The sequence below is a fragment of the Paraburkholderia phenoliruptrix genome (assembly GCF_019511605.1).
GTDB classification, from domain to species: Bacteria; Pseudomonadota; Gammaproteobacteria; order Burkholderiales; family Burkholderiaceae; genus Paraburkholderia; species Paraburkholderia phenoliruptrix_A.
Genome location: NZ_JAEUAV010000013.1, coordinates 149,548 through 164,988, shown reverse-complemented (window position 1 = coordinate 164,988; position 15,441 = coordinate 149,548). Strand labels below are relative to the sequence as shown.

Sequence of the window (15,441 nt, the reverse complement as noted above, 5' to 3'; positions counted from 1 at the left end):
TGCAGTCCCCAATTGTTCAGCCGCGCGCCCGGCTGCACGCAAGTCAGCCTTTCGGTAAATTTCCAACGGGCGCAGCCAGCTTTTTCCGCTTCGGGTAGCATGGCGGCCTGGCGCGTCCCCAATTCTGCGACGCCAGGCCCTCTGCCGATGGACTTCCAATCGGCGGGGAATAGCCGGGCATGCCGCGCCGTTAACCTCTCTTAGCAAGCGTTAACCTGTCATGGCACATAATCCTTCGTTCGGTGGCTCGGAGTCGTACACGCGGACCGCCATTGCCTTTCATTGGCTCATCGCATTGCTGATTGTTTGCGGCTTTGCGCTCGGCTGGGTGATGACCGACATCCCCGGCTTCACGCCCACCAAGCTTCGTTATTTTTCCTGGCACAAATGGATCGGCGTGACCGCGTTCGCGCTGGCTGTGCTGCGCATCGTGTGGCGCGCCACCCACGGCGCGCCGGCAATGCCGCGCCGCATGCCCGCGTGGCAGCGCGGTGCCGCGCATTTCGTGCACCTGCTGCTCTATGTGTTGATGATCGCCATCCCGCTTTCCGGCTATCTGTATAGCTCGGCGGCGAACGTGCCGGTCGTCTATCTCGGGCTGATTCCGCTGCCGCGGCTGATCGCGCCTGATCCGCACCTGAAGGAACTGCTCAAGAACGTCCATATCGTGCTGAATTACACGCTGTTGGTGCTGGTCGGAATGCACGTGGCGGCGGCGCTCAAGCATCAATGGCTGGACCGCGACGGCCTGCTGTCGCGCATGCTTCCCTTCCTCAAATAAGGACAATCATGAAGGTCTCGTTTTATCGCTACATGCTGGCGGCATTCGCCGCTGCCTCGCTGAGCGCGGCAGGCGCCGCGTGGGCCCAGGTGGACACGGCCAAAAGTTCCGTGACGGCTACGTCGAAGCAGATGAACGTGCCCGTCGAAGGCAAGTTCGGCAAATTCACCGCGCAGCTCAGGTTCGATCCGGCCAAGCCCGCCGAAGGCAGCGCGCAGTTGAACATCGACGTGTCGAGCTACGATCTCGGCGACGAAACCTACAACGACCAGGTGCGCGGCAAGGAATGGTTCGACGCAAAGACCTATCCCAGCGCGAGCTTCGTTTCGAGCGCAATCGCGCCGGCCGGCGGCAACCAGTACAAGGTGACGGGCAAACTCACCATCAAGGGTAAATCGCAGACGGTGGTGGTGCCCGTTACCGTGACGCAGCAAGGCTCGACGCAGACGTTCGACGGCTCTTTGCCGATCAAACGCTCGCAATTCGATATCGGCACCGGCGAGTGGAAAGACACCTCCGTGGTGGCCGATGAGGTCGTCATCAAGTTTCATATCGTAGCCGCGCGCAAGTAGGTTGAACTGCGCGTTCAAAAAAAGCAGCCGTTTTTCCTGACTGGGAGCATGACTTGAAGAAATCCATGTTGATTGCCGCCGGCGCATTGGCCTCCTGTGTTTCGCTTGGCGCGTTCGCCGCCGACACCTATCAGCTCGACCCCACTCACACCTATCCGAGCTTCGAGGCGGACCACTTTGGCGGTCTGTCGGTGTGGCGGGGCAAGTTCACCAAAAGCTCGGGCACCGTCACGCTCGACCGCGCGGCCAAGACCGGCACCGTCGAGGTCACTGTCGACGCCGCTTCGGTCTCGACCGGAAACACCAAGCTCGACGATCACCTGAAAGAGGCCGAATTCTTCGACGTCGCGAAGTTTCCGACCGCGACGTACAAAGGCACGTCGATCCGCTTCGACGGCGACAAGCCGGCTGAAGTGGTCGGCAGCCTGACGCTGCACGGCGTGACGAAGCCGCTGAACCTGAAGATCGAGTCGTTCAAGTGCATGCCGCACCCCATGCTCAAGCGCGAAGTCTGCGGCGTGGAGGCAAGCGCCCAGTTCAACCGTGCCGATTACGGCATGGATTTCGGCAGCAAGTACGGCTTCAGCATGGAGACCAAGCTGCATATTCAGGCTGAGGGCATCAAGCAATAAATGCCCACCGTGCGTGCAGGCAGGCAGCCTGCGCAGGCGCTCGCGTTGCCGCTTGCGCGGCAGCCAGCGCGCTGACCGGCATCACGGCTTCCTGATGGTGCGGCCGCCGACGACGCTGCCGCCGCTGTTGATGGGGCGCGGCCACACCTGAGGCGCCGGTCGCGTGACCGGCCTCATCGCTTTTCCGGCCGCTTCGTTCGCCTTTGCGACGAAGCGGTTTTTTCATGGCATCGCGGAAAAAGAGCGACGCGAAATACTGGACGCGCTAAGGTAGAGCGCAGCGGTTTCAGGCACTGCGCAGGCACTACAGCCCGGCAGGCACTGTTGAAGCAAGTCGTTGCGAAATTTCGCGCTCGCCTCGCTTTAATTTTTCAGGTACATAAAGCGTTGCACCCATATTGGTTGTGCGCGCATCCAATCTGGCGAAAGCGGGCCTCGCCCGACACCTATAAGATCAGCGCGCAATGGAGATCTGCATGAACGCAACGACAGCAGCAAGCCTTGCGGGAAGCCGGAAAAATTCGTGGCGGGCGGTGATTGCCGCGTCCATCGGCAACGCGCTCGAATGGTTCGACCTGGTCGTCTACGGCTTTTTTGCTGTGGTGATCGCGAAGCTCTTTTTTCCAGCCGGCAACGACACGGTGTCGCTGCTGCTGACGCTCGGCACGTTCGGCGTATCGTTCTTCATGCGGCCGCTCGGCGCCGTTGTGATTGGCGCGTATGCGGACCGTGCGGGGCGCAAGGCGGCGCTTACGCTGTCCATTCTGCTGATGATGGGCGGCACGTTCATCATTGCGGTCTTGCCGACCTATCAGAGCATCGGCCTCGCGGCGCCCGTCATTCTGGTGCTTGCGCGTCTGATGCAGGGCTTCTCGGCCGGCGGCGAATTCGGCAGCGCAACGGCTTTCCTCGCGGAGCATGTGCCGGGCCGGCGCGGCTTTTTTGCGAGTTGGCAGGTGGCGAGCCAAGGGCTCACCACGCTCCTGGCGGCGGGCTTCGGCGTGCTGCTGACCGGCGGTCTGACGCCCGATCAGATGGCGTCGTGGGGCTGGCGCGTGCCGTTCTTCTTCGGGCTGCTGATCGGGCCGGTTGCCTGGTACATTCGCACGAAGCTCGACGAAACGCCCGAGTTTCTCGCCGCGGAGACCACCACCACGCCGCTGCGCGACACGTTTTCGAGTCAGAAACTGCGGCTCGTCATCGCAATCGGCACTGTGGTGCTGGGCACGGTGTCCACTTACCTGGTGCTCTTCATGCCAACCTTCGGCGTGAAGCAGCTGGGCCTCGCGCCTTCGGTCGCCTTCTCGGCGATCGCGCTGACCGGGCTCATTCAGATGGTGTTCGCGCCGCTCGTCGGGCATCTGTCGGACCGGCACGGCCGCACCACCATCATGCTGATCGCCGGATTGCTGCTGCTCGTGCTGATTTATCCGGCGTTCGTCTATCTGGTCGCGCATCCGACCTTCGGCACGCTGATCGCGCTGCAAGTCGTGCTCGGCTTTCTGATGACCGGCTACTTCGCGGCGCTGCCGGGTCTGCTTTCGGAGATGTTCCCGGTGCAGACTCGCACCACCGGCATGTCGCTCGCGTATAACATCGCGGTTACCGTGTTCGGCGGCTTCGGGCCGTTCATTATCGCGTGGCTGATCAGCTTTACCGGCTCCAAGGCGGCGCCGAGTTACTACCTGATCTTCGCCGCGCTTCTGAGTGTGGCGGCGCTGGTGGCGGCAAGGCGGAAGCTGGGGTTCCGGTAGGCGGGGAGGGCGCCGAAGGCAATAAAAAAGGCCGGTTCATCACGAACCGGCCTTTTTCGTTGTGACACCCGCTTGGGACACTCGATTGGTGCTTTCAGGCGCCGTTATCAAACCCCAACGTCAAGCGCCATCCTCAAGTCCCTTCAAACCTGCGCGCCCGCATTCGGATCGTTAGGATCGACGCGTTCTTTCTTGTCCTTCACCAGATCTTCGCGCTTCACGCCGAACCACATCGCGAGCGCTGCGGCGACGAACACCGACGAGTAGATGCCGAACAGAATACCGACCGTCAGCGCCAGAGCGAAGTAGTGCAGGGTCGGGCCGCCGAACAGGAACATCGAGAGCACCATCATCTGCGTACAGCCGTGCGTGATGATGGTTCGCGACATGGTGCTGGTGATAGCGTGGTTGATGACTTCGATCACCGTCATCTTGCGTTCGCGGCGGAACGTCTCGCGAATCCGGTCGAAAATAACCACCGACTCGTTCACCGAATAGCCGAGCACCGCCAGCACGGCGGCCAGCACCGAGAGCGAGAACTCCCACTGGAAGAACGCGAAGAAGCCGAGAATGATCACCACGTCGTGCAGGTTGGCGATCACGCCCGCGACCGCGTACTTCCATTCGAAGCGGAACGACAGATAGATCACGATGCCCACCACCACGCAGGCAAGCGCAAGCAGGCCGTCGGTGGCGAGTTCCTTGCCGACCTGCGGGCCGACGAACTCGACGCGCTGCAACTGTACCTGCGGCGTGTCGGTTTTCAGCGCGCCCATTACCTGGTCGCTCTGCTGCGCGGAAGTCAGGCCCTGCTTGAGCGGCAGACGGATCAGCACGTCGCGCGAGGTGCCGAAGTTCTGCACCTGCGCATCGGCATAGCCGAGCCTGTTCAGCGTGCCGCGCACCGGATCGAGCGGCGCGGCGCCGGGATACTGCACTTCGATCACCGTGCCGCCCGTGAACTCGACCGACAGATGCAGCCCGCGGTGCAGGAGAAAGAACACGGCGGCGAGGAACGTCAGCAGCGAAATCGCGTTGAAGATCAACGCACGCTGCATGAACGGAATGTCTTTGCGAAAGCGGAAAAATTCCATGGTCTTGTTCTCCGGGACTCAGCGGGATGAACCCGGTTTTTGCGGCGTGCCCGGCGTGCCGGGAGCATTGCGGCGACGCACAGTCGGCTTGCCCACGCGCGATTGAGCGGCCGCGGCCGGCGCTTTCTGCTTGCCAGCCGCCGCGCTCGCGGCGCGCATGGCCTGTGCGGTGTCGGTGGCGTCGTCGTTGTTGCCGAGGTACGCGGCGGAGCCCGCGGGCGCGGTCTCCGGACGCCACACCTGGCCGATTGCCAGCGTCTTGAGCTTCTTCTTGCCGCCGTACCAGAGGTTGACGATACCGCGCGAGAAGAACACCGCGGAGAACATCGACGTAAGAATGCCGATACAGTGCACGATCGCAAAGCCGCGCACCGGCCCGGAGCCGAACGCGAGCAGCGCGACACCCGCAATCAGCGTGGTGACGTTCGAGTCCAGAATCGTCGCCCACGCATGCGCGTAGCCGTTCTGAATGGCCAGCTGCGGCGGCGCGCCGTTGCGCAGCTCTTCACGCACGCGTTCGTTGATCAGCACGTTAGCGTCGATCGCCATACCGAGCGCGAGCGCGATAGCGGCAATGCCCGGCAAGGTGAGCGTGGCCTGCAGCATGGAGAGCACCGCGATCAGCAGCAGCAGGTTTACCGACAGGCCGATCATCGAGATCACGCCGAACAGCATGTAGTACGCGACCATGAAGACGGCGATGGCCGCAAAGCCCCACACGACCGAGTGGAAGCCCTTCTTGATGTTGTCGGCGCCGAGGCTCGGGCCGATGGTGCGTTCCTCGATGATGTCCATTGGCGCGGCGAGCGAACCGGCGCGCAACAGCAGCGCGAGGTCGGCGGCGGCTTGCGGGGTCGGCTGGCCGGTGATCTGGAAGCGGTCGCCGAGCTCGGACTGGATGGTCGCGACCGTCAGCACCTCGCCCTTGCCCTTTTCGAACAGCACCATGGCCATCGGCTTGCCGATGTTGTCGCGCGACACGCTGCGCACCGCGCGCCCGCCGGCCGAGTCGAGGCGAATGTTGACGGACGGACGCTGATGCTCGTCGAAGCCCGCCGACGCGTCGATAATCCGGTCGCCGGTGAAGATGATCTGCTTTCTCAGCAGCACGGGCGTCTGGTTGCCTTGCGTGAACAGTTCGTCGCCCGGCGGCACCGGATCGGACGGGTTCGGATGCGTGTTGACCGGGTCGGCGAGGCGCGCTTCGAGCGTTGCCGTGCGGCCGATGATGTCTTTCGCCTTTGCCGTGTCCTGCACGCCCGGCAGTTCGACCACGATACGGTCGGCGCCTTGCTGCTGGATGACCGGCTCGGCCACGCCGAGTTCGTTCACGCGGTTATGCAGCGTGGTGATGTTCTGCTTGAGCGCGGCGTCCTGCACGGCCTTCTGCACCATCGGCGTGAACGTGCCGACGAGTTGCACGGAGCCGTCCGGACCGTTCTGCGACGCCCATTGCAGCTCGCCGATGCTGCGGCTCAACTGCTTCGCCGCTGCGTCGGCAGTTGCCTGGTCCGCGAAATTGATCACCACCGTCTGGTTGACGCGGTTCACGCCGCCGTCGCGGATATTGTTGTCGCGCAACAGCGTGCGCGCGTCCGACGCGTCGGAGTCGAGCTTCTTGTTCAGCGCGCCCGCCATGTCGACCTGCAGCAGGAAGTGCACACCGCCTCGCAAGTCGAGACCGAGGTACATGGGCAGCGCGTGCAGGGCAGTCAGCCAGCGCGGCGACGCGCTTTGCAGGTTGAGCGCGACCACGTATTGCGGATCGCTCGGGTCGTTGTTCAGCGACTTTTGCAGCAGGTCTTTCACGCGCAGCTGCGTGTCGGTGTCGACGAGACGCACGCGGATGTTCGCGTTCGCCGACGTATTGTCGAACGTGACGTCTTCCGGTTTGATCTGATTGGCTGCGAGCGTGGCTTCGACCGCCGACAGCGTGGTCGAGTCGAGCTTGACCGTTGCCTTGCCGCTCGACACCTGCACCGCCGGCGCTTCGCCGAACAGGTTGGGCAGCGTGTAGACGAGGCCGATGACGAGAGCCACCAGCATCACGGCATATTTCCAGAGGGGGTAACGATTCATGAGTAGTCCAACGGGAGGTTGGCTTGAAAGCGATGCGCCCGGCGATGAGCGCGGGCGACCCGCAGCAGGTATGCGTGGATCGCCGGCGAGGCCGCGCCGGACGCGAGAGCAGGCCTTACAGCGACTTGATCGTGCCCTTCGGGAGAATCGTCGTGATCGACGCTTTCTGCACGGTGATTTCCGTGCCTTCCGAAATTTCGACGCCGACGTAAGCCTCGCCCACCTTGGTCACCTTGCCGACGATGCCGCCATTCGTCACCACTTCGTCGCCCTTGGCCATTGCGGCGAGCATGTTGCGATGTTCCTTCTGGCGCTTCATTTGCGGGCGAATCATGATGAAGTACAGCACGCCGAACATCAGGATCAGCGGCAGGAAGCTCATCAGATTCGACTCAACGCCACCTGCTGCGGTGCCTTGGGCGAAGGCATTGGAAATGAACGACACGTTGGTCTCTCCGTTATAGATCAATTCAATCAAAAAAATCAGCCGGTCATTCTACCACCGGCATCGAGCGCGTCGGCGCGGCGATTCGGCTTTGCGATCAACCGCTTAAAGCCGATTTTCGCCGTCCGCGAAAGTAGATTGTAAGGTTTTCCGCAAGCCGCTGACGGATTGATTCGCTTGATCCGACAGCGTTTGTCGTCACGGCGCCTCGTCTATGCCGCGTGCGCGGTTCTCGTGAAAGCGCTTGCGGAATGGCTCGAACATTTTCGCGTCGATCGCATCGCGCATTTCCTGCATGAGTTCCAGGTAATAGTGCAGGTTGTGAATCGTATTCAGCTGCGCGCCGAGAATTTCCCCAACACGATGCAGATGATGCAGATATCCGCGAGTGAAGTTTCTGCACGTGTAGCAGCCGCATTGTTCGTCGAGCGGACGCAGCGAATTCTTGTGCGTGGCATTGCGGATCTTGATGTCGCCAAAGCGCGTGAAGAGCCAGCCGTTGCGCGCGTTGCGCGTCGGCATCACGCAGTCGAACATGTCCACGCCGGCCGCCACGCCCGCCACCAGGTCTTCCGGCGTGCCCACGCCCATCAGGTAGTGCGGCTTGTTGGCCGGCAACCTGGGGCCGATGTGGTTGAGCACGCGCATCATGTCTTCTTTCGGCTCGCCGACCGAAAGACCGCCAATGGCGAGGCCGTGAAAATCTTTCTCTGCGAGGCCGGCGAGCGACTCGTCGCGCAGGTCCTCGAACATGCCGCCCTGAACGATGCCGAACAGCGCGTTCGGATTGCCGAGCCGGCGGAATTCGTCGATCGAGCGCTGCGCCCAGCGCATGGACATACGCATGGAGTCGGCCGCTTCCTGACGGGAGGTCGGCACGTTGTTGGTCGCGTAGGGCGTGCATTCGTCGAACTGCATGACGATGTCCGAGTTCAGCACTTTCTGAATCTGCATCGACACTTCCGGGGACAAAAAGAGCTTGTCGCCGTTGATGGGCGAGGCGAACGTCACGCCGTCTTCGGTGATCTTGCGCAGCTCGCCGAGCGAGAACACCTGGAAGCCGCCGGAGTCGGTCAGGATCGGCTTTTTCCAACCCATGAAGCCATGCAGGCCGCCGTGCGCGGCGATGGTTTCGAGCCCCGGGCGCAGCCACAGGTGAAACGTGTTGCCGAGGATGATCTGCGCATGCATTTCCTCGAGCTCGCGCGGCTGCACCGCCTTGACAGTGCCGTACGTGCCGACCGGCATGAAGATCGGCGTCTCGACCACGCCGTGATTGAGCGTGACGCGGCCGCGGCGCGCGAGGCCGTCCGTGCCTAGCAGTTCGAACTGGAGGCCGTCGGCGGGTTGGGGTAATGGATGACCGGTGGTCATTGAGATAACTCCAAAAGCAACCGGAAAACAGTCCGGCGCGATAAGAAAGCACCGCCGCGAGCATTCGCGGCGGCTGCGAAGAACTACAGAACCAGAACGCGGTGTGTCAGATCAGCCGTCGCGCCGCGTCAGCAGCATGGCGTCGCCGTAGCTGAAAAAGCGGTAGCGTTGCTCGATTGCATGACGATACGCGGCGCGTATCGTCTCCACGCCCGCGAATGCGGACACCAGCATCAGCAGCGTCGACTTCGGCAAATGGAAATTCGTGACGAGCCGGTCGATCACGCGAAACCGGTAGCCCGGCGTGATGAAAATGTCGGTTTCCGTGCTCGCGGCGGCAAGCGGGCGGCCGGCCGCTTCGGCGTCGCGCGCGGCGGCTTCGAGCGCGCGCATCGAGGTGGTGCCTACCGCGATCACCCGGTTGCCGCGCGCCCGGGTCGCGGCGATTTTATCGGCGAGCGATTGCGGCAGGTGATACCACTCGCTGTGCATCTTGTGCTCGGCGAGGTTCTCGACGCGCACCGGCTGGAACGTGCCGGCGCCCACATGCAGCGTCAGCGTCGCGCGTTGCACGCCGCGCGCGTCGAGCCGCTCGAACAGCGCGTCGTCAAAATGCAGGCCCGCCGTGGGCGCCGCCACCGCGCCCGGGTTTTGCGCGTAGACGGTCTGATAGCGGGTCTCGTCGGTGGAGTCGGGATCGTGCTCGATGTACGGCGGCAGCGGCAAGCGCCCGTATTGCTCGATCAGCGTCAGACAGTCGGCGGGAAAGTGCAGCGTGTAGAACGGCTCGACGCGCTCGCCGACCGTCACGTCGAACGCGTCGGCAAGGCGAATCGTGGTGCCCGGCTGCGGGCTCTTGCTCGCGCGAATCTGCGCGAGCGCCGTGCGCTCGCCAACCAGGCGCTCGACCAGCACTTCGATCTTGCCGCCACTGGCCTTCTGGCCGAGGAAGCGCGCCTTCAGGACTTTGGTATCGTTAAAGACCAGCAGATCGCCGGCGTTGATGCATTCGGGCAGCTCGGAGAAGCGGCGGTCGGTCAGACGCGCGGCGCGGTCGGCGTCGGGTGCGTTGTCGACCTCGAGGAGGCGGCTCGCGCTGCGCTCGGGCAGCGCGACTTGCGCGATCAGCTCGGGCGGCAGGTCGAAATCGAAATCGGAAAGCGTAAGCATGCGAACCACTGGAAGCGAATGAAGACTGAATTGAGCCGAAGCCTCGGCCGGGCGGCTATGATTGCGGGACGCCGCGGCGGCCCGCGAGCCCGCGCGCTTGCGCGGCGGGCAGAAAGCCGTGCAGCCTTCGATATTTTTTGACAGCCGATATTGTACTTGCGAAGCAGCCCATGCCTTTGTCCGATCGCCGATTGCCTTCCGCTACCGATGAAGTGAGCGCCGAGCCGGCAGCCCGCGTCGCGCACGGCGGCGAGTCGGCGCAGTCGGCGCAGTCGGCGGCGAGCTCTGGCGACGAGGTGGCCGCCGCGTCCGCCGGCAAGCCTGCGGCGGAGCGCAAGGCCAAGCCCACCGTCAAGCCCGCGGCCAAATCCACTACGAAGCCCACCGTCAAAACCGCCGACAAACTCGCCAAGCTCGGCCTTACGCGCGACATCGACCTCGTGCTGCATCTGCCGATGCGCTACGAGGACGAAACCTCGCTCACGCCGATCGGCCATCTGCTGCCCGGCGGCATTGCGCAAACCGAAGGCGTGGTGTTCGACAACGAGATCGCGTATCGTCCGCGCCGCCAGTTGCTCGTCAAGCTGCGCGACGATGCCGGCGACGAGCTCGTGCTGCGCTTTCTCAACTTCTACGGCTCGCAGGTCAAGCAAATGGCGATCGGCGCGCGCCTGCGCGTGCGCGGCGACGTGCGGGGCGGCTTCTTCGGCATGGAGATGGTGCACCCGGCGGTGCGCGTGGTCGACGAAGACACGCCGCTGCCGCAAGCGCTCACGCCGGTCTATCCGAGTACCGCGGGCGTGAGCCAGGCGTATTTGCGCAAGGCAATCGACAATGCGTTGTCGCGCACGTCGCTGCCCGAACTGTTGCCCGAAGCCGTTGCGCGTCAATGGCTGGAGCCGCTTGGCGTGCCCTCGCTGATGGACGCGGTGCGCACGCTGCATCATCCCGGCGCGCAATCCGACGAAACCGCGTTGATCGACGGCACGCATCCGGCGTGGGTGCGCATCAAGTTCGAGGAACTGCTCGCGCAGCAGATGTCGCTCAAGCGCGCGCACGAGGAGCGCCGCACGCGCGCCGCGCCGGCCATGCCGCGCCGCAAGCTCGGCGACGAATCCGCGCTGGTCGCGCGTCTGCTCGCCGCGCTGCCGTTTTCGCTCACCAGGGCGCAGGAGCGCGTGGGCGGCGAGATTGCACTTGACCTGACGCAGCCGCATCCGATGCAGCGCCTGTTGCAAGGCGACGTCGGCAGCGGCAAGACGATCGTGGCGGCGCTGGCCGCCGCGCAGGCCATCGACGCGGGCTACCAGGCCGCGCTGATGGCGCCCACCGAAATCCTCGCCGAACAACACGCGCGCAAGCTGCGCGGCTGGCTGGAGCCGCTCGGCGTGAGTGTCGCGTGGCTCGCCGGCAGCCTCAAGACGAAGGAAAAGCGCGCCGCCATCGAGGCGGCCGCGCTCGGCACCGCGCAGCTCGTGATCGGCACGCACGCGATCATTCAGGACACCGTGGAGTTTGCGCGGCTCGGGCTCGTGATCGTCGACGAACAGCACCGCTTCGGCGTCGAACAGCGGCTTGCGCTGCGTGCCAAGGCCCGCAACGCGGCGGACGGCGCGCGTGACTTCCAGCCGCATCAACTGATGATGTCGGCCACGCCGATTCCGCGCACGCTCGCCATGACCTATTACGCCGACCTCGACGTGTCGACCATCGACGAATTGCCGCCCGGACGCACGCCGATCCTGACCAAGCTCGTCTCCGACGCGCGCCGCGAGGAAGTGATCGGCCGGGTGCGCGAAGCCGCGTTGACAGGGCGTCAGGTCTACTGGGTCTGTCCGCTGATCGAGGAAAGCGAGACGCTGCAGTTGCAGACCGCCGTGGAAACTTACGAAACGCTGGTGGCGGCGTTGCCCGAGCTGAACGTCGGCCTGGTGCATGGGCGGCTCGCGCCCGCGGAGAAGGCCGCGGTAATGGATGCGTTCACGCGCAACGAGGTGCAATTGCTGGTCGCGACCACGGTGATCGAGGTCGGCGTCGACGTGCCGAACGCGTCGCTAATGGTGATCGAGCACGCGGAGCGCTTCGGACTCGCGCAGTTGCACCAGTTGCGCGGGCGGGTAGGGCGCGGCAGTGCAGCTTCGGTGTGCGTGCTGCTCTACACCGGTCCTCTTTCGATGACGGCGCGCGCCCGGCTGCAAACCATGCGCGAGACCACCGACGGTTTCGAAATTGCGCGCCGCGATCTGGAGATACGCGGCCCCGGCGAGTTTCTCGGCGCGCGGCAGTCCGGCGCGGCCATGCTGCGCTTCGCCGACCTGGAAAACGACCAATGGCTGATCGAGCCTGCGCGCGAAGCGGCTGCCGTGTTGCTCGAACAGTATCCGCACGTGGTCACGCAGCATCTGACGCGCTGGCTGAGCGCGCGCGAGCATTACCTGAAGGCGTGAGGAGTGCCGCGAAGACGCACGTCACGGCGCTGGCGTTCGCGCTGGCCGGTTTCGCAGACATCGACAGGGCTGAACGGCAGGGCTGAACGACAGGGCAAACGACAGAGCAAAACCCGGCGAACCGGGTTGGCGAACCGACCCTATGGGTGTATAACTAGAACCTATCGAATCCATTGCACTGATTGGTCCCCCAATGACGCTCACCGAATTGAAGTACATCGTTGCCGTGGCCCGAGAGAGGCACTTTGGCCGGGCCGCCGAAGCGTGTTTCGTCAGCCAGCCGACGCTGTCCGTGGCCATCAAGAAGCTCGAGGACGAGCTGAACGTGCAAATCTTCGAGCGTGGCACGAGCGAAGTGAGCGTCACGCCCATCGGCGAGCAGATTGTCACGCAGGCGCAGCGGGTGCTGGAACAGACGCTCGCCATCAAGGAAATCGCCAAGCAGGGCAAAGACCCGCTCGTCGGACCGCTGCGGCTGGGCGTGATCTATACGATCGGGCCGTACCTGCTGCCCACGCTCGTCAAGCAGATGATCAAGCGCGTGCCGCAAATGCCCTTGATGCTGCAGGAAAATTACACGCTCAAGCTGATCGAACTGCTCAAGCAGGGCGAAATCGACGTGGCCATCATGGCGCTGCCGTTTCCGGAAACCGGGCTGATGCTGCGCCCTCTGTACGACGAGCCGTTTGTCGTCGCGCTGCCCTCGGGCCACGCGTGGGAAAACCGCCCCAAGATCGACGCCGACGACCTGAAGCAGGAAACCATGCTGTTGCTCGGCAGCGGCCACTGCTTCCGCGACCACGTGCTCGGCGTGTGTCCGGAACTGATGCGTTTCTCGCAGAACGCGGACGGCATCCAGAAGACCTTCGAGGGATCGTCGCTGGAAACCATCCGCCATATGGTGGCAAGCGGCGTGGGCATCACGGTGCTGCCGCGCATGTCGGTGCATGAGGTGAAGCCGCACGCGGGCGGCATCGACTCGGGGCTCCTCTCCTATGTCCCCTTCGACGAGCCGGTGCCCGACCGCCGCGTTGTGCTGGCGTGGCGCAAGAGCTTCACGCGCATGCCCGCCATCGACGCGATCTGCGACGCAATCAGCGCTTGCGATCTGCCCGGCGTGAAAAAGCTGGACCTTCCGGTCGCGGTGAACTGAACCGGCGGGCGGTCGACGCGAGGCGCCGGCGCGACCGGCGCTTGCGCTAGCCGCCGCGTCGGCTACCGGGCTTCCCCGCTTTGCGTTCTGCCAAGGGCCGACGCGCGCCTATCAGATAGATAAAATTTATAAAATGCGACATTTTGATAGTCTTGATATAGTCGTCTCCATGGATCGCCCGATCGTTTGTAACCGGAGAACAACATGACGAAATCGAATTTGTCGCAAACTGCCAGCTTCGCTGCTGAACCGGCCGCTGCGCAGACCGGTCTTGCAGCGGCCATGGTGGGCGTGCGCACGGTCGCGCTGTCGTTGCTGGTGGACCGCGCCTTGTCCGCATGATCGCGGGCAGTGTGTTCGCGCAGTTGCTCGCCCAGGTATTCCGCGTTGCCTCGCCGCGCTTCTCCCACAATCCGCTTTAACGAAAATCAACCAGGAGTTCCGCATGTCCGAACGTAAGCTCACCAATGCCGCCGGCGCGCCCGTCGCCGACAACCAGAATTCCATGACCGCCGGCGTGCGCGGCCCGGTCGTCCTGCAGGACGTGTGGCTGCTCGAAAAGCTCGCGCATTTCGACCGCGAGGTGATTCCCGAGCGCCGTGTTCACGCCAAAGGCTCCGGCGCATTCGGCACGCTGAAGGTGACGCACGACATTTCGCGCTACACGAAGGCCAAAGTGTTCGCCGAGGTCGGCAAGGAAACGCCGCTGTTCATGCGTTTTTCGACGGTGGCGGGCGAGCGCGGCGCGGCTGACGCGGAACGCGACGTGCGCGGCTTCTCGATCAAGTTCTACACCGAAGAAGGCAACTGGGACGTGGTGGGCAACAACACGCCGGTGTTCTTCATTCGCGATCCGTTGAAGTTCCCCGACTTCATCCACACGCAAAAGCGGGACCCGTACACCAACCTGCGCAGCAACATCGCCGCGTGGGACTTCTGGACGCGTCATCCGGAGTCGATGCATCAGGTCACGATTCTCATGAGCGATCGCGGCATTCCGAAGAACTACCGCCAGATGCACGGCTTCGGCTCGCACACGTACTCGTTCATCAACGCGAACAACGAGCGCTTCTGGGTGAAGTTCCACTTCAAGTCGCTGCAGGGCATTGAAAATTTCACCGATGCGGAAGCGGCGCAAGTGGTCGCGCAAGACCGCGAAAGCGCGCAGCGCGATCTGGTGGGCAACATCGACGCGGGCAATTTCCCGAAGTGGCGCTTTGCGATCCAGGTCATGCCGGAAGCAGAGGCCGCGGCCTATCGCTTCAATCCGTTCGACATCACGAAGGTGTGGTCGCAGAAAGACTACCCGCTGATCGACGTCGGCACGATCGAATTGAACCGGAATGCGGCCAACTATTTCGCGGACGTCGAGCAGGCAGCGTTCACGCCGGCCAACGTGGTGCCGGGCATCGGCTTTTCGCCGGACCGTCTGTTGCAAGGCCGTCTGTTCTCGTATGGCGACACGCAGCGCTACCGCCTTGGCATCAATCACCATCAGATTCCGGTGAATGCCTCGCGTGTGCCGAATCCGCATTCGTTCCATCGCGACGGCGCAATGCGCACCGACGGCAACCTCGGCGGCAACGTGAACTATGAGCCGAACCGCTTCGGCGACTTCGCGCAGGACGCCAACGCGGCGGAGCCGCCGCTCGCCGCGGGCGCGGTCGATCGTTACGACCATCGCGCGGATGACGACTACTACACGCAGCCGGGCATGCTGTTTGCCCTCTTCGACGCAGCACAGCGGGAGCGTCTGTACGGCAACATCGCGCGTCATATCAACGGCGTGCCGCAGGAGATCGTCGCGCGTGCAGTCGAGCATTTCCGCAGCATCGACCCGGCGTATGCCGAAGGCGTGATCGCGGCAATGGCCGAACTCGCGGAAGGCGGCAAGAAGTAACGCAGTAAGCAAAGCGGGGCGCGCGGGCGTCCCGCGAGTA

At 63.7% G+C, this 15,441-nt stretch carries 13 protein-coding genes; 8 read left to right on the top strand and 5 right to left on the bottom strand.

Annotation, left to right across the window (positions count from 1 at the left end):
• The first annotated feature begins 220 nt into the window (after positions 1–220).
• The 4 genes from JNB89_RS18040 to JNB89_RS18025 all read left to right on the top strand — a co-directional run bounded on the left by JNB89_RS18040 (position 221) and on the right by JNB89_RS18025 (position 3,739).
• Complete coding sequence (locus JNB89_RS18040) at positions 221–781, top strand: cytochrome b (RefSeq protein WP_220363173.1); 561 nt, start codon at positions 221–223, stop codon at positions 779–781.
• Positions 782–789: 8 nt separating this feature from the next.
• A complete protein-coding gene (locus JNB89_RS18035; protein ID WP_220363172.1) occupies positions 790–1,353 on the top strand; it encodes a YceI family protein in 564 nt (187 codons plus the stop codon).
• 65 nt (positions 1,354–1,418) lie between these two features.
• Positions 1,419–1,985, top strand: a complete 567-nt coding sequence (locus JNB89_RS18030; protein ID WP_013338062.1) for a YceI family protein — start codon at positions 1,419–1,421, stop codon at positions 1,983–1,985.
• A gap of 476 nt (positions 1,986–2,461) precedes the next feature.
• Positions 2,462–3,739: an MFS transporter gene (locus JNB89_RS18025; protein WP_013338063.1), complete on the top strand. Its 1,278-nt coding sequence runs from the start codon at positions 2,462–2,464 to the stop codon at positions 3,737–3,739.
• A gap of 143 nt (positions 3,740–3,882) precedes the next feature.
• On the opposite strand, the gene secF is transcribed toward JNB89_RS18025, so the two are convergent.
• The 5 genes from secF to queA form a co-directional block, all read right to left on the bottom strand.
• Positions 3,883–4,833 (bottom strand): protein translocase subunit SecF, encoded by a 951-nt coding sequence (secF, locus tag JNB89_RS18020; protein ID WP_220363171.1) that lies wholly within the window; start codon positions 4,831–4,833, stop codon positions 3,883–3,885.
• 18 nt (positions 4,834–4,851) lie between these two features.
• Positions 4,852–6,912 (bottom strand): protein translocase subunit SecD, encoded by a 2,061-nt coding sequence (gene secD, locus JNB89_RS18015; RefSeq protein WP_220363170.1) that lies wholly within the window; start codon positions 6,910–6,912, stop codon positions 4,852–4,854.
• A 115-nt stretch (positions 6,913–7,027) separates the two neighbouring features.
• Entirely contained in the window at positions 7,028–7,357 is a 330-nt protein-coding gene (yajC, locus tag JNB89_RS18010; RefSeq protein ID WP_013338069.1) for a preprotein translocase subunit YajC, read from the bottom strand.
• A 198-nt stretch (positions 7,358–7,555) separates the two neighbouring features.
• Positions 7,556–8,731 (bottom strand): tRNA guanosine(34) transglycosylase Tgt, encoded by a 1,176-nt coding sequence (gene tgt / locus JNB89_RS18005; protein WP_220363169.1) that lies wholly within the window; start codon positions 8,729–8,731, stop codon positions 7,556–7,558.
• A gap of 111 nt (positions 8,732–8,842) precedes the next feature.
• Positions 8,843–9,901, bottom strand: coding sequence for a tRNA preQ1(34) S-adenosylmethionine ribosyltransferase-isomerase QueA (queA, locus tag JNB89_RS18000; protein ID WP_220363168.1), 1,059 nt, complete (start codon positions 9,899–9,901; stop codon positions 8,843–8,845).
• 170 nt (positions 9,902–10,071) lie between these two features.
• Between queA and recG the strand changes: the two genes are divergently transcribed.
• The 4 genes from recG (at position 10,072) to JNB89_RS17980 (ending at position 15,401) form a co-directional block, all read left to right on the top strand.
• Positions 10,072–12,348, top strand: a complete 2,277-nt coding sequence (recG, locus tag JNB89_RS17995; RefSeq protein ID WP_220363167.1) for an ATP-dependent DNA helicase RecG — start codon at positions 10,072–10,074, stop codon at positions 12,346–12,348.
• A 193-nt stretch (positions 12,349–12,541) separates the two neighbouring features.
• Positions 12,542–13,501: a LysR substrate-binding domain-containing protein gene (locus JNB89_RS17990; RefSeq protein ID WP_013338073.1), complete on the top strand. Its 960-nt coding sequence runs from the start codon at positions 12,542–12,544 to the stop codon at positions 13,499–13,501.
• 204 nt (positions 13,502–13,705) lie between these two features.
• Positions 13,706–13,843 (top strand): hypothetical protein, encoded by a 138-nt coding sequence (locus JNB89_RS17985; RefSeq protein WP_220363166.1) that lies wholly within the window; start codon positions 13,706–13,708, stop codon positions 13,841–13,843.
• 103 nt (positions 13,844–13,946) lie between these two features.
• Positions 13,947–15,401: a catalase gene (locus JNB89_RS17980; RefSeq protein WP_220363165.1), complete on the top strand. Its 1,455-nt coding sequence runs from the start codon at positions 13,947–13,949 to the stop codon at positions 15,399–15,401.
• The last annotated feature ends 40 nt before the right edge of the window (positions 15,402–15,441 follow it).